At 42.2% G+C, this 14,894-nt stretch carries 12 protein-coding genes and 1 pseudogene; 10 read left to right on the forward strand and 3 right to left on the reverse strand.

All coding sequences use genetic code 11. The features are described 5' to 3' along the window. The 7 genes and pseudogenes from DP117_RS28920 to sir form a co-directional block, all read left to right on the forward strand. Positions 1-511: pseudogene (locus DP117_RS28920) on the forward strand (group II intron maturase-specific domain-containing protein); the annotation flags it as partial. Between the two features lie 95 nt (positions 512-606). After that, positions 607-1,587 carry a transposase gene (locus tag DP117_RS28925; protein ID WP_248277876.1) on the forward strand — a complete coding sequence of 327 codons (981 nt, stop codon included), beginning with the start codon at positions 607-609 and terminating at the stop codon, positions 1,585-1,587. Positions 1,588-1,971: 384 nt separating this feature from the next. After that, a complete protein-coding gene (locus DP117_RS28930) occupies positions 1,972-2,508 on the forward strand; it encodes a TetR/AcrR family transcriptional regulator (protein ID WP_169221654.1) in 537 nt (178 codons plus the stop codon). Between the two features lie 198 nt (positions 2,509-2,706). Beyond that, positions 2,707-3,849, forward strand: a complete 1,143-nt coding sequence (locus DP117_RS28935; RefSeq protein ID WP_169221655.1) for a cytochrome P450 — start codon at positions 2,707-2,709, stop codon at positions 3,847-3,849. A 369-nt stretch (positions 3,850-4,218) separates the two neighbouring features. Then, positions 4,219-5,082: a DUF6671 family protein gene (locus tag DP117_RS28940; RefSeq protein ID WP_169221656.1), complete on the forward strand. Its 864-nt coding sequence runs from the start codon at positions 4,219-4,221 to the stop codon at positions 5,080-5,082. 248 nt (positions 5,083-5,330) lie between these two features. Further along, positions 5,331-5,876 (forward strand): hypothetical protein, encoded by a 546-nt coding sequence (locus DP117_RS28945; protein ID WP_169221657.1) that lies wholly within the window; start codon positions 5,331-5,333, stop codon positions 5,874-5,876. Positions 5,877-6,202: 326 nt separating this feature from the next. Beyond that, positions 6,203-8,233, forward strand: a complete 2,031-nt coding sequence (gene sir, locus DP117_RS28950) for a sulfite reductase, ferredoxin dependent (protein WP_169221658.1) — start codon at positions 6,203-6,205, stop codon at positions 8,231-8,233. A gap of 129 nt (positions 8,234-8,362) precedes the next feature. Here sir and DP117_RS28955 read toward each other — a convergent pair whose 3' ends face one another. Both DP117_RS28955 and DP117_RS28965 read right to left on the reverse strand, forming a co-directional pair. Then, complete coding sequence (locus DP117_RS28955) at positions 8,363-9,883, reverse strand: RNA-guided endonuclease TnpB family protein (RefSeq protein ID WP_248277875.1); 1,521 nt, start codon at positions 9,881-9,883, stop codon at positions 8,363-8,365. A 235-nt stretch (positions 9,884-10,118) separates the two neighbouring features. Continuing rightward, positions 10,119-10,931 carry a hypothetical protein gene (locus DP117_RS28965; protein WP_169221659.1) on the reverse strand — a complete coding sequence of 271 codons (813 nt, stop codon included), beginning with the start codon at positions 10,929-10,931 and terminating at the stop codon, positions 10,119-10,121. A 495-nt stretch (positions 10,932-11,426) separates the two neighbouring features. Here DP117_RS28965 and DP117_RS28970 point away from each other — a divergent pair, with 495 nt between their 5' ends. After that, positions 11,427-11,660 (forward strand): hypothetical protein, encoded by a 234-nt coding sequence (locus DP117_RS28970; RefSeq protein ID WP_211176406.1) that lies wholly within the window; start codon positions 11,427-11,429, stop codon positions 11,658-11,660. Positions 11,661-11,691: 31 nt separating this feature from the next. On the opposite strand, the gene DP117_RS28975 is transcribed toward DP117_RS28970, so the two are convergent. Continuing rightward, positions 11,692-12,831 (reverse strand): FAD-dependent monooxygenase, encoded by a 1,140-nt coding sequence (locus tag DP117_RS28975; RefSeq protein ID WP_169221660.1) that lies wholly within the window; start codon positions 12,829-12,831, stop codon positions 11,692-11,694. Between the two features lie 174 nt (positions 12,832-13,005). Between DP117_RS28975 and DP117_RS28980 the strand changes: the two genes are divergently transcribed. Both DP117_RS28980 and DP117_RS28985 read left to right on the forward strand, forming a co-directional pair. Continuing rightward, entirely contained in the window at positions 13,006-13,653 is a 648-nt protein-coding gene (locus DP117_RS28980; RefSeq protein WP_169221661.1) for a TetR/AcrR family transcriptional regulator, read from the forward strand. A gap of 104 nt (positions 13,654-13,757) precedes the next feature. Then, on the forward strand, positions 13,758-14,837 hold the full coding sequence (locus tag DP117_RS28985) for an ATP-dependent 6-phosphofructokinase (RefSeq protein ID WP_169221662.1): 1,080 nt from the start codon (positions 13,758-13,760) through the stop codon (positions 14,835-14,837). Positions 14,838-14,894: the final 57 nt, after the last annotated feature.

Genomic DNA, 14,894 nt, shown 5'->3' on the forward strand with positions numbered 1-14,894 from the left:
GCGACACCAACACCTTACCCGACTATGGGTCTGAGGTGAAAGCAGAAAAGCTTGCACCACTAGTTAGAGGGTGGAGAAACTACCACCGCTTCTGTAGTATGGATGGAGCACGGTTTTCACTATGGCACATCAACCACAGAGCATTCAAGGTATTTAATAAGGAAGCAAAGAACGACCGAAAATCTAGCAGGAAACTAATAGAAAAGGCATTCCCAGCAGTTCCTTACTCCGAAAACAGATTCACCAATGTCACAGGGGATAAATCACCCTTTGATGCGGACATACCGTACTGGAGCGAGCGCAATAGCAAGCTCTACGATGGTGAAACCGTTCTATTGCCTTAAAACGGCAACACCATACATGCGGACACTGTGGGTTAAAGATACTCAGTGAAGAACGAGTACATCTGCACCACGTGGACGGCAATCATAACAACTGGAAAACCAAAAACCTTCTAGCGGTACATGAAAGCTGTCACGATTACATCCACATGGGCAAGGGGAAACCCTAGAACATCGGGAGCCGAGTGCACAGAAATGGGCACGCTCGGATCGCGCCAGAGAGGGACGGAGGATAATACCTCCTCTCGACTCTACCAACTGGGGTCTGGCTACCTGGGGTAGTTTATATAAACATGGGTATAAGCCTAACAAATTCATTCTTAAAAAGTTTTTTAATCACTCGGTAAAAACCAAGTTAGAGTGGATTAAGGAGAAAGGAATTTGTCAGAAAATCACTCAATATGCTTTCGACCAATTAGGTGCGGCTTTCGACCGATTCTTTAAAGGTAATGCTGGATATCCGAAGTTTAAGAACAAGGGCATCAACGATTCCTTTACGATTGACGCCAGTGGAAAACCGATGCCGATGGGCGGTACAAGTGTTAAGTTACCGACGATTGGATGGGTGAAAACTTACGAGGGGACGACTACTACAACGACTACCAAATTAACAATATCTCGGATAGCCGATGAGTGGTACATAGCATTTGCGTACGAAGTAGATTGTGTCGAATCTCATTCGACTCATGAAGTCGTAGGCGTAGATGTTGGGGTGAAAGAACTAGCCACGTTAAGTACTGGTGTAGTGTTTGCCAACCCTAAAGCCTACAAGAAAAACATTCAAAAACTTAAGCGATTGTCTAAAGCCCATGCCCAAAAAGCAAAAGGCAGCAGCAATCGCCATAAGTCAAAAATCAAGTTAGCAAGGCATCACGCCAAAGTCTCAAATATCCGCAAGGATTCGCTCCACAAACTAACCAATCACTTATGCAAAAACCACGCCGTAATAGTGATTGAAGATTTGAGTGTTTCGGGCATGATGCAAAATCATAAGCTCGCACAATCTATTGCTGATTGTGGTTTTTATGAGTTTAAGCGACAGCTAGAATACAAGTGCAAAAAGTACGGTTGTACTTTAATTGTCGCAGACAGATGGTATCCATCATCTAAAATTTGTAGTTCTTGCGGGCACAAAAAAGAATCTCTGTCGTTAAGTGAGCGCGTGTACGTTTGCGATAAATGCGGACACACGTTAGACAGGGATTTGAACGCTGCAATTAACTTATCGCGCAGGGCTTTGGCGTGAATGCTTGTTGAGGGATAACCGCTCCTATGCTCCCGATGAAACAAGAAGTCAAGTCTAGGTTTGTCTAGGTTTTATATAGCAGAATGTTTGAAATGTAGTCAAGGCAATAAACTCATCCCCCGGCTATGAAACTGAGCGACTGCGATAGTTTCATAGCCGGGGATTTCAACTATTAGTAGTTTTTCGTTCTGCGCGATACGCACATGCTATCAAGCTCCGGCTTATCGCTCTTGACTAAATACCGTCTGGACGGTACAGTAAATATCATAATTTATATACCGTCCAGACGGTAAAAATTCTAGATGGATGGTATGTTGCTTTAAACTCTGTCTCACTTACCCACCTGTTCTTATGGTTCCTACCAATAAGTCAAAAGCACGATCATTGACTCGTGAGACGCTGCTACGAGCAGCAACTCAGGTTATCCTTGACAAAGGAGTCGAGGCATTAACCCTAGATGCGGTGGCTCATCAAGCAGGAGTCAGCAAAGGCGGATTGCTCTATCATTTCCCCAACAAAGATGTCTTAATTGTAGGCATGGTTGAGCAACTCATTCAGGATTTTGAAACAGCCTTGCAAGAGGAGTTTGATCGCGATGATGCACCGGGTACACCAGGACAATGGCTCAGAGCTTACATTCAAGCGACTCTAAGGATAAGCAAACAATCACTAGCACTGATTGCACGGCTCTCATCTATCGGGGTTGATAAGCCTGAGTTACTGGAATGTGCTGAAGCTTATGAACAGCGGTGGCGACAGCGTTTAAAAACGGATGGACTCAATCCCCGGACAGCAACCATCATTCAGTTAGCAATCGACGGTTTGTGGTTCTCTGAAGTCTTTAAGCTAGGATCGCCGGATGAACCCTTACGCACTCAAGTTGTCCAATCGCTGTTAGCAATGACACGAAAACCTGAGTAAAGATTTTCATCACAATTATTTCACAATTATTTGTTGATACAGCCGATGACAAAACAATTCAAAGTTCAAAATGGACTGCGTCCATTTTGAACTTTGAGTTTGAGCGGAGCGAGTGACAGAACCAATGAACGTTACTGGATGTTGCACTCATCTGGTTAATTTGACCTGCAATTTTTTTGTTTAACAAGGAGATATTTTATGCAATTGAATCACCAGGTAATCGACCAAAAGCGTATTTTTCAACTTGCTGGCGATCGCCATGTTTGGTACGCCAAAATGCGACAAGAATCACCCATCTTGTATCATCCCGAACATCAGGCTTGGACGGTGTTTAGATATGAAGACGTGAAGCAAATTCTCAGCGACTGGCACACTTTTTCCTCTAAAGTGCCTCATCCACCAGAGCAAACAGACTTCACTCAAAGCCTTAACTTCACCGATCCACCTAAGCATCACTCACTCCGTACTTTAGTCGCAAAGGTGTTCACACAGCGGCGGGTAGAGTTACTCGCTCCCCGCATGTTAGAGATGACTCATGAACTGCTTGATCGTGTTGAAGCACAAGGACGGATGGACTTTATTCATGATTTCAGTAGTCCTTTCCCCGTGATTGTCATTGCCGAGATTCTTGGAGTTCCCATTGAGGAACGCGAAGATTTTAAACGCTGGTCAAATGGCATTATTGCAGAAGACCTGACGGCTTACCAAGCGATGGGTGATTACTTCCGCCAACTGCTGCAACAACGGCAAGGCAAACCAGGCAAAGATTTGATTAGTGATTTGATTGCTGCTCATGAAGGAGGTGACAAACTCACCGCTCAAGAACTTGTGGATTTTTGTATTGTCTTACTTGTAGCAGGTCATGAAACGACGACAAATTTACTTGCTAATGCGATCGTTTGCTTCCATGAATACCCAGAAGCATACAAACAATTGCAAAATGAGCCGTCCCTCCTGCCACTAGCAATTGAAGAGGTACTGCGTTATCGCTCACCTGCCCAAATCATTCCTCGCTTTACAAAGGTTGAAACCCAAATTAGCAACCAAATCATTCCAGCAGGACAATTGATCCGAGTCTGCCTTGGCGAGGCAAATCGAGATGAACAGCAGTTTGAGGAGGCGGATAAGTTTGTGATTGATCGTGATCCAAATGAACACGTTGCCTTTGGCAATGGCATTCACTTCTGCTTGGGTGCGCCCTTGGCTCGCCTGGAAGCAAAAATTGGGCTAAGTACAGTGCTGGAACGATTGCCCAATCTGCGAATTGAACCCAATGCAAAATTAGAGCTTGTTGCTTCTGCTGATGTGCATGGGTTTAAAGCACTTCCAGTTTTGTTCTAACAAAGATTACAGAACGGATCGTTTCTCGCAAGCCAAAGCTAAATCTACAGTTTGCAGCAACTGGCGTTAGCGCAGCGAGACCGGAGGTCTTCCCCGCAAGGGCACAGGGGTTAGGAACTAGCCTCTTAAGCGTGGATGCCGAACCTCTTTCTAAAATCACACAAGATTGTGGAGGATTTAGGAAAGTGAAGCAATGGAGACGCAAGAAACCGTACGACTAGCGAAGCGAAGTCCGTAGGTAGTTCATAAAGAAGATTTCAAATTTCACTCAATCACTATAAAATCAACAGCAGAATCTAATATTTCGTCACTTTCTTCAAAACAAGAGTGCTCTCTGGTTTATGTTCTTCTGAGGAATTGTAAAGAGTTATGAATTACCATCCTCTTTTTACCAATCGAGTAGCAGTATTAGCGACAATGCATCATAAGGAGAAGGTCATTGCTCCTATCCTTGAACAAGAGTTAGGGATAAAAGTTCTAGTTCCAAAAGATTTTGATACTGACCGTTTTGGTACATTTACGAGGGAAATTAAACGGGTAGGAACGCAAATCGAAGCAGCAAGGGTAAAAGCAGAAACAGCATTAGCGATGACAAGTGAAACTTTAGCAATAGCTAGTGAAGGTACATTTGGTCCTCACCCTAGTAGCCCATTTCTTCCTTGTAATCGAGAAGTTGTTATCTTATTAGACAAAACAAATGAACTAGAAGTTATTGGTCAAGAAATTTCGACTGCAACTAACTTCAATCATAGGATTGTGAACAGTTTAGAAGAAGCACAAGATTTTGCAGATGCAATTGGCTTTCCCGAACACGCTTTAGTCGTCATGCTGAGTTCCTCACCCAGAAGTCAAGATGAAATTATCAAAGGTATCAAGACTAGAGAGAAACTTATAAAAGCAGTTCAATTTGCTTTAAACAATTCCAAAAATGGCAAGGTTTATATAGAAACGGATATGCGGGCTTTATATAATCCCACAAGGATGAATAATATTGCAAAAGCAACTCATGACTTAGTCAGAAAAATAAATCATGCTTGTCCCAACTGTTCTTGTCCCGGTTTTGAATTAGTTCAAACAATCAAAGGATTGCCTTGCGCGTATTGTCACGCACCCACACAATTCAGTATTGCAGCAATATATAAATGTCAAAAATGTGGATTTTCTAAAGAGAAGTTATTTCCAGATGGATTAGAAAAGGCAGACCCAGCACACTGTATGTACTGCAATCCTTAATCAAAAGTGACTCACTAAATAATGACTTATGTGACAGTCAAATAACTGTCTACTTTTTCAAAGAAATTTCCGGAACAAAAAAAGATAGTCTGTAATTAGAAATGTCTTATTTTTAGAAAGAATTTACTTGATATCTTCTGCATTAATAACAACAGATAAGGAAACTTTTTTAGAAAAATCCTGGAACATTGTAGTGATTTTTTCGACATTTATTTAAAATCAATACCTACCAAATATCGGTAAAGATTATGAAACGGTTGCTTAAGTCTTTTGTGACAATTTCTGCATTGTCTTCTGTTGTCGTTGCTCCTATTTTTCTCTCGGCTGGTGAAGCTTCTGCTTTTCCTCGACCAGCGCAAAACGGGACTGATGCTAGCTATGTCGGTGGTGGTATTTCTGCTGGTGTAACCAATGGCGGACAAGCTGGTGATGCAGCGACATTTGGTGGAAATGCAACAGGTCGCTTAAAGTTAGGAGATACTCCTTTGTCTGCACGTGGTACAGTCACCTTTGGCGATCAGACAAGTGCGATCATTCCACACGTCTCTGCAGATGTGGGAATTGCTAAGAATACCAATGCTTACGTGGGTGTTGGTTACCAGTTTGTGGAGTCCAATGGTAAACCAACTCCAACTGGTAACAAAGACGGAGTTGCTGTCGTCGCTGGGGTAGAATCTGAAGTTGCTAAAAACTTCCTCATCTACAGCAACGCAACTGTAGGAGTCAATGCTTACAAAAATAGCCCAGCTTCTGCTGTCGGTATTAATAGTGGTGTTGGCATTCGCTTTAAGTAAAGCTGTAGTTCATGTCGGGTGAACATACAGCTAAACTAAGTGCTCCTAAGAGCTATGTTGTCTTGAATTCATGAATTATAGACAAATCATTTGCCTATTTTAAAGTGGCAATTGATTCGTTATAACTCATAACTATAGTATAAGTAATATTGCTGGGTTTATCTAAGTGTGAATCACTGAAAAACCCGGCTTTTTGCCGTGTTAAAATTATAAAATTGCTCTTAATTCCGACCGGATTATCGGTAATAAATAAGCCGAGAGGGTGCTTATAAGTACATGCTTCGGCACATTGAGATGATTTCTTGAAAAAACTTTGTACCACTCCAATGGTTAAATCTGCCCCTCCCGTAACTCCAAGCCGTAAGCCTTCCAAAGTAGAAGCAATAAAGGAACGCAGCAATTTTTTGCGTGAACCTGTGGCTAGTGAAATACTTCAGGATACAACTCATTTTAGTGAAGATGCTGTACAAATACTAAAGTTTCATGGCTCTTATCAGCAAGATAACCGTGATCATCGAGCCAAAGGACAGGAAAAAGATTACCAATTCATGTTAAGGACGAAGAATCCGGGTGGATTTGTGCCGCCACAGCTGTATCTGACTTTAGATAAGCTGGCTGATGAATATGGTAATCACACCTTAAGAGCAACGACTCGTCAAGGGTTTCAGGTGCATGGGATTTTGAAGAAAAATTTAAAATCAGCAATTGCCGCTATTGTCAAGAATATGGGTTCAACGCTGGGGGCTTGTGGTGATTTGAACCGTAATGTCATGGCACCTCCAGCACCTTTTAAAAATAAGCTTGAGTATCAGTACGCTTGGGAATATGCTGACAATATTGCTAACTTGCTCACACCCCAAACAGGTGCCTACTACGAAATTTGGCTAGATGGGGAAATGGCAATGAGTGCTGAGGAAAACCCAGAGGTAAAAGCGGCGCGAGAAAAAAATGGCACTGGAACAATCTTTCATGACAAGGAAGAACCTATTTACGGCACTTACTATATGCCGCGCAAGTTCAAAGTTTGTGTGACAGTTCCAGGAGATAATTCAATTGATTTGTATAGCCAAGACCTCACTTTGGTTGTCATAACTAATGACTTGGGCGAGTTAGAAGGATTTAATGTCTTTGCTGGCGGTGGTTTAGGACGAACACATAATAAAGAAGAAACCTTCGCCAGAGTCGCAGATCCAATTTGCTATGTAGAAAAAGATGACGTTTATGATGTTGTCAAGGCAATTGTTGCGACTCAAAGAGATTATGGCGATCGCACTGACCGCCGTCATGCTAGATTAAAATATCTCATCCACGATTGGGGCGTTGATAAGTTCCGCTCTCAAGTCGAGGAATACTTTGGCAAATCACTCGCACCTTTCAAGCCATTACCAGAGTTTAAATATCATGACTTCCTCGGTTGGAATGAACAAGGCGACGGTAAACTATTCCTGGGCATTTCTATCGACAACGGTCGAATCAAGGATGAAGGCAACTTTCAACTCAAAACCGCTTTGCGGGAAATTGTCGAGCAGTTCAACTTGCCTATCCGCCTGACACCCAATCAGAATCTCATCTTCTACGATATTGAACCAAAAAACAAGCAAGCGATTCAAGAAATTCTTAGCAGTCACGGCGTCATTTTTGAACCAGAGAAAATTGACTCTCTCGCACGCTATGCGATGGCTTGCCCAGCTTTGCCCACTTGCGGTTTGGCGATTACCGAATCAGAACGCGCAATTCCAGGAATTTTAGACCGGATTCGCACCCTTTTAGATAAAGTTGATTTACAAAATGAGCATTTTGTGGTAAGAATGACAGGCTGTCCCAACGGCTGCGCTCGTCCTTACATGGCAGAACTTGGCTTTGTAGGAAGTGCTCCTGAATCTTATCAAGTTTGGCTGGGAGGTTCGCCAAATCAAACACGATTGGCGTTACCTTATATGGAGCGGCTGCACCATAATGATATAGAAACCCAGCTAGAGCCGATTTTTGTATACTTCAAACAGCAGCGCCAGCCTGAAGAACAATTCGGGGATTTTTGTGACAGAGTTGGTTTTGATGCCATTCGCGAGTTTGCAGCCAAGTACGAATCTCAAACTGTAGCGCCCCCAGAAATCACAGACGATGCTGATGGTTTGGTGGAGACAATGGCAGATTCTACAACTGCACCAATCACACAAGAGAGTGAACGTCAGGAAGTGGCGATCGCCAACACGACAACAGCAACAAGCAAAAATCGCCATCGCGTCACCCTTCAGGATGAAGTTTACAACAGATTGAAGGAAATTTCTCAACGTCAAGGTAAGGCAATGACTTATTTGGTGAATGAGGCGCTTCTGGATTATTTGAAGAATCTGTAGCATCGCCATAAAGTAGGGGCATAGTATGCTGTGCCCCTACCTGTGGTTTATTTACTTGAAAAACGCTGGAATTAAGGAAAAATTCTGTATATTTCTTTGCGATGAGCTACACGCTGACAAATTACTGAACTACCCCACGGATAAATCCGGGGGGTTCCAACTCACTGCGTAAGTTTCGTTTACCCTTACAGGTTCCGACTCCTCACAAGCTATTGAATCGCTGAACATCCACTCTGTCCCACTATTGAAAGTAGGAGACTTTGGACTAGCCGCAGTTCTCGTAGATTGATTTGATCCATTGTGCCAACCGTCCAGCAGGGATTGTTCCATCCCTAGCCAGCCATCTCTGGCTAACTGGATTGACAGAGTTTCTGTTTTTGGATCGACGTAACGACTCAGGTAAGCAGATAAGATATCACGTTGCATTTTCAAACTACATTTAGAGCAGTTATGCACACGTTGAGATAGTGACTTCTTCTGCGTATTTCCACACAAACAAGTTTGAGACAGCGCGGTTTTCCGAGTCGAAAACATTAGAACTGTTCCACCAGCATTTTCAGCTTTGCGCTTCAGTTCGGATTGGAAACTTGATGGGGACTTAACGCCAATAGACTTACCCCATTTTTTCTGCCAAGCAATGACCGCGACTTTTTCGGTTTTGATATTTGACCCAAGCTTTAATGTTTGGTTAACTAGCTTGCCATGTAATGACTTACGGTGAGCGGCTTGTTTGCGCTCAATTTCTCGTTTTTTAGCCGCAGTTTTTTTATATCGGTTGGATTTATTCCAGCGTTTTTTATCTTTCTTGAGCGTGCCGTTACTATTGAAATTATCAGGATTACCAGCACGGCGTTGTCTGTCCATCTGACGCTGGAGTTTTCTAACCTCTTTTTGTTTTGAAGTTAGTTCTACAACAAAGGGAGTCCAAATTGTTTCAGAATCCCCAACAATTGCAACAGTTGAAACACCCAAATCAATACCTACATTACCATCACCAATAGTATTTTTAGGTTTTTGATAAGGTTTGCCTTCACAAACCAGTTGAGCAGACCAATAGTTTTTTTGATTGAGAATACGACGCACTAAGCGAACATATTTAATCTTTGAGTTCAATCCGTGCAAGATTACAGGATCGTTAGTCATGATGGCTTGTAGTTTTAATCCTGACCACTCAACAGCCTTGCCAGTCCAGCGAATACCTTGTTTATTGGTTTTGCCTTCTAAAGATGCGAATTGACCTTTTTGCTTAAATCTGACTTTTTTCGCCTGACCAAACATCATTCGTTCCAAAGCCTTAAAAGCTCTAGTCGCTATTTTTTGGATGGTATTAGCGTCAAGGTGAGATTTAATCCAAACACTTGCAATAGCTGTTTTGTTAGCAAAAGCTTGTAAGTCATAGTCGCTAAATCTGTAAGCTTCACGAGCTTTTTGGAATGCTGTAGAACGCGATTTTTTATCTGTTTTGGTAATCGCCTTAGCTTGTTGGTAAAGTTCAGAGTTTCTTATTAAAGTAAGTCTATTTTTACCTTCAGACAATACAGCATTATAAAGCTGCCTTCCTGCTTCCAGTCTGACAGCAAGTATGGCTATGTCCTTAGAAGTCGCTACTAATGGTATTTCGCAAACAAAGCTAGATGTTCTTGCTGCCAAAACTGAATCACCTCCTTGATGTTTTTCTTAGTTTTCTCCACTCTATCATATAGATACAGTTACTGTTTGTGTTGCCATTGTTCAATTCCTTCATTTTTTCCAGATATCCTAAATCAAAAGGATTGTCTGACTGTATTTCTTCAAATACTATTGGTTCAATGTGAACTTGCATATCTTCTGGTAAAGCTACCAAGTCTTTGAGAAATCTTTTATCGAGCGATTGAGCTGGCGGACGTTAGTCCGCCAGCTCAATTACTTTCGGCTTTTGTCTGTTCCTAAAATTAGGCTCACGCAGCATGAATGAAGCTTGAGAGCCAACAAATTTAGTTCCCAGTTCCATGAACTGAGCTTTGCTCTCTATAAATTTCGCCCGAATTTCACGAGATTCCTCTCTAATTATTTTAGATTTCGCCCGAATTTCACGAGCTTGCTTTATCACCTCCGTAATCTTAATTTGAGACGTTTCATTACTGGTAAGTCTACAATTGCCTGGAGCGCTTATCAAAAGTTGAATAGAATTTGATTTTTCTATTTGCCCTAACTCTTCAGGTTTGACAGTCGAATTATAGATAGTACTAAAGAGTGTTGCTAAAGTTTCACCTATAGGCTTTTTACTGACCAAAACTTCTTTCACTAATTCTTTTGCTTCATCAAGTGCTAGCCACGGTGACTTAAGTGCAGCATACAAATCCTCATTTGTATTATGCAACTCTTGCTCTATCTCTTGCAATTCTAACTCCTTGTGGTACAGCAGCTGCTTGAGAGTTTCTACTTGCTCGCACAAAAGCTCTACTGTCTCTTCCATTTCTGTTCTTTCACTATAGTGAAGGTCAAGGGATTCTATAACTTGACTATCTTTGTGTTTAGTATTTTCTAGTTGAGCAACTGTCTGATAAAATTGACTAATTTTGCTGATAATTTTTTCTCTAATTTCTATAGTATCGGATAATACGGTAGAATTCCGAATGTTATCATGTTCGGTATTATTCAGCCCTGACTGTAACTCTTCTACGAATGTTGACTTAAAATCGCCGTTTAAAAAGTCCATGCACTTCGGTAGCAACTTTCTTAAGTTATTCTAACCACAAAGTTATTCTAACCACAAAACTTGTAATTTAAGTCCAGTCTGGAGAGTTATCAACAAATGCGCTCACTTTCTCGGCAAATCGCTCAAATCAAGCATCGTGAGTTACACTATCGTTATTTCAAAATCTGTACAAAAGCAGATTGACGACTTGCCAAATGATGTTATTGAGCGCGTTGTTGAGAAAATTCACGCATCTTGCAGATGAACCGCGTGTCAGCTAACCGAGATTTTTTAACCCTGTGAAGCTTAATATTATTTATGTCACAATTGAGGAAAATAATATATACCCTACAACCCGGCAAGCACTTATGTGTGTGATTATTTGCCAGTACTTGTCTAATTTCTACCGGGAAATTCAGCTATTTCATTTTAGTGACACAACTGGCAATGTGTTTATATTGGCAGGTGATGAACTGCAAATCCTTGTATTTCGTGATGGAACTTGGAGATTTGTAAATGAAACCTAATTTTGCAGAGATGTCCACAAAAGAATTGAGGGCATATGTGCTAGCTCATCGAGAAGATATAGAAGCATTGGAAATCCTGTTTAGTCGCCGTACCCCCGACTCAGAAGCAATTATATATCCGTCGATGTTTACTGAAGATGGTAAACCTATAGAAGAGAATCATCGGATCATTGAAGAAGCGATCGCTCAAAGAGTTCAGCAACAGAAGAATAATCAGGATTAATAGTGCTTTTTGAAATGTCATCTGTTTATCATTAAGCTCTGTAAGCATGAAGCGACTTGAAGTCGTTGCTGATAGTTGAACCCATGAGCTTCATAAATGTGTTTCGTAGTGTCACACCTAAAGGATTATCTAATTCACCCATTTTTCCTGCGCGCAAGGATTGCTCAACAATTAACTTCGTGCGAGGAAACCGCAAGGACTCATACTCTTGAAAAGCAGCTGTCGGATTTGCTTGCTCTTTCAGACACTTAGCGACTACAAAAGCATCCTCTAATGCTGTACATGCTCCCTGTCCCATAGTTGGTAGCATTGGATGTGCAGCATCACCTAACAGTGTAATATTCTGCTTGCTCCAAGATTTCGTCGGGGTACGATCATACAAATCTGTCGTCAGAATATTGGCTTCATCCGTCGTTGTAATTAACTCAGGAACCGATGCAAACCAATCTTGAAACATGGTTTCAAGCTCTTTTTTACGACGAATTGGGGCATCCGGCTGTGCTAAGGGTGCAGTTGCTGCTGCGTACCAATACATCCGTCCCTTACCCAGCATCATGAAACCGAAGCCTTTACCACGCCCTAAGAATTCCTGAATGTAGCCGGGACGATATTCTCTAGGAACGTAATCTGTTAAACCACGCCAAGTTTTAAAGTTACGATAGATGGGTGGTTGATCACCGAGAAGGGCAGCTCGTACGCGCGATCGCAAACCATCAGCCCCAATCAAAGCATCACCCTCGACTGTTAAGCCAGAACTGAAGTAAGCGCGAACTTTCTCTGCTTCTTGCTCAAATTGCTCAAAGGTTTGTCCTAAAACAAATTTTTCATGCGGTGCATTACGCCACAATAGCTGATGTAATTCAGCCCTATGGATTCCAATAACAGGCAACTCAAAAGTATCAACGGTTATATTAACCAACTCCTTGCCGCTTTGCGAATTAAATTGGTAGTTTGTTGTGAGAGAACCAATCTGCAGCGCCTCCTCCAACAAGCCTAAATTTTTCAAGATGTGTGTCGCATTTGCCCAAAGTGCAATACCAGCCCCTACTTCCCGTAACTCAGGAGTTCGCTCATAGACAACTGGTTCAAAACCAGCTCTATGCAAAGCAAGTGCAGTCGCAGCACCGCCAATTCCGCCGCCGATAATGATGATTTTCTTTGCTGTTTGCATTTTTCTTTTCTAATCGACCGACTTGTCAGTTGATTAATTTCTATCAGAACAGATTTTTGGCTCTCTTGTCAACTGACTTTTTGGTCGATAAAAGCTTATAATGAACTCGGCAAAAGCAATACAGGCTATACTAACTGACAACTCTGTTGACGAACTAATGACGAACTAAAAACCGTGGCACGTCAAGCAAAAGCTGCAAAGTCTTTGAATACTAAACAAGTCCGAGATGCCGAGGCAACTCAAGCTATGATTTTGGCAGCAGCCCAAGAGGAGTTTGCTCAGCATGGTTTAACCGCCGCCAGGACAGAAGCAATTGCTGCTAAAACGGGTGTGGCAAAGTCAATGATTTATTACTACTTTAAGGATAAGGAAGGTTTGTATCAGGCGGTGTTGGAGCGATCGCACTCAGACCTTGTGCAAACAAGTCTTCAATTAGATTTAGATCATCTTTCTCCAGAAGCTGCTTTGCAGACATTTCTCACAGCATTGCTCGATTGTGTATCGCGCAATCCCAAGTTACCGATGATTATGTTTCACGAAGCAGTGCAAAACCAAGGACAATATTACAAACGCAGTCGTTCTCTTAGTATTGACAAAGTGTTGGTCAATATTTTAGAACGAGGAGTCACCACAGGTGCGTTTCGCAAACTCGATCCCTTCCAATCAGCCATTAATATTATGGGAACTTGCTTGTTCTACTTTATTGGCATTGGAAATATTCAGCATTATCCTCAAGGCAATAAGCTTTTGAGTAAAGCAATGTTAGAACAACATTCTCAAGAGGCGATCGCGTTAATTTTGGCTGGTGTGCGAAAAACCTGAAACGACCTATTTGCGTAAAGTCTGCCGAGGGAAACTTCCCCCGGCGAGCTTTACGCCAATACATACGAAAATGAATTTGTATAGTGCGTAAGTTTTAAAAACATATGGGAAAATGCAAGCGTATTGGCATTCTTACTAGTGGAGGAGATTGCTCTGGTTTGAATGCGGTGATCAGAGCTGTTGTCCATTGTGCTTGTGGAAAAGGTTGGGAAGTGCTGGGAATTCGTCAAGCAACTCTGGGATTAATGGCGCGTCCACCCCAATTTACAAAACTGGAAATCGACCAAGTTGACCCGCTGTTAACTTCTGGTGGGACAATGTTAGGAACCACCAACAAAGGCGATCCTTTTGCTTTTCCTATGCCTGATGGCAGTGTATGCGATCGCTCAGAAGAAATTATTGCAGGCTACCATCAACTAGGTTTAGATGCCTTGATTGGGATTGGTGGCGATGGTAGCTTGGCTATTCTCCGTCGCTTGGCACAACAAGGTGGTATTAATTTGGTGGGTATCCCCAAAACGATTGATAATGATATTGGGATTACTGAACACGCCATTGGTTTTGATACGGCAGTTAATATTGCAACAGAAGCACTCGATAGATTACATTTTACTGCGGCTTCTCACAGTCGAGTCATGATTTTAGAAGTCATGGGTCGTGATGCAGGACACATTGCCATTGCTGCGGGAATTGCTGGGGGAGCAGATGTCATTTTAATTCCAGAAATTCTCTATACAATTGACCACATTTGCCACAAAATTAAACAGCGTCAAGACAAAGGCAAAAACTATTGTTTGATTATTGTTTCCGAGGCGGTTCGTACTCAAGAGGGTGAAACTCTCACCATGACAAATCGTTTGGGGCAATCTCGGTATGGTGGTATTGGTCAATACTTAGCTGATCAACTTAGCGATCGCATTGGTGCAGAAACGCGAGTCACAGTCTTAGGACACATCCAACGGGGTGGAACCGCTTCACCACTAGATCGACTCGTAGCAGGTGCCTTTGGTGTCGCAGCAGTAAACCTCATAGATGAAGGTAAATATGACTACATGGTAACATGGCAAAATCGCCAAGTTTTTGCTGTGCCCATTGCTGAGGCGATCGCTCAGTATAGAGCTGTTAATCCAGAGGATACTTTAGTGAAAACTGCTCGTGGTTTGGGTATTTATTTGGGAGATTGAGAGTGAAGTACCCGCCACCAAAACGGAGTACCGTTTATGGTGGGGGCTTCCAGTTTC

Origin of the sequence: Brasilonema sp. UFV-L1 (assembly GCF_012912105.1) — a bacterium.
Lineage (GTDB): Bacteria > Cyanobacteriota > Cyanobacteriia > Cyanobacteriales > Nostocaceae > Brasilonema.

What these genes read in the sequence shown, in the direction of transcription:
- DP117_RS28945 (WP_169221657.1), top strand. Translation starts at nt 5,331, where the DNA reads ATGAAACGGTTGCTTAAGTCTTTTGTGACAATTTCTGCATTGTCTTCT.
- sir (WP_169221658.1), top strand. Translation starts at nt 6,203, where the DNA reads ATGGTTAAATCTGCCCCTCCCGTAACTCCAAGCCGTAAGCCTTCCAAA.
- DP117_RS28940 (WP_169221656.1), top strand. Translation starts at nt 4,219, where the DNA reads ATGAATTACCATCCTCTTTTTACCAATCGAGTAGCAGTATTAGCGACA.
- DP117_RS28970 (WP_211176406.1), top strand. Translation starts at nt 11,427, where the DNA reads ATGAAACCTAATTTTGCAGAGATGTCCACAAAAGAATTGAGGGCATAT.
- DP117_RS28975 (WP_169221660.1), bottom strand. Translation starts at nt 12,831, where the DNA reads ATGCAAACAGCAAAGAAAATCATCATTATCGGCGGCGGAATTGGCGGT.
- DP117_RS28965 (WP_169221659.1), bottom strand. Translation starts at nt 10,931, where the DNA reads ATGGACTTTTTAAACGGCGATTTTAAGTCAACATTCGTAGAAGAGTTA.
- DP117_RS28935 (WP_169221655.1), top strand. Translation starts at nt 2,707, where the DNA reads ATGCAATTGAATCACCAGGTAATCGACCAAAAGCGTATTTTTCAACTT.
- DP117_RS28985 (WP_169221662.1), top strand. Translation starts at nt 13,758, where the DNA reads ATGGGAAAATGCAAGCGTATTGGCATTCTTACTAGTGGAGGAGATTGC.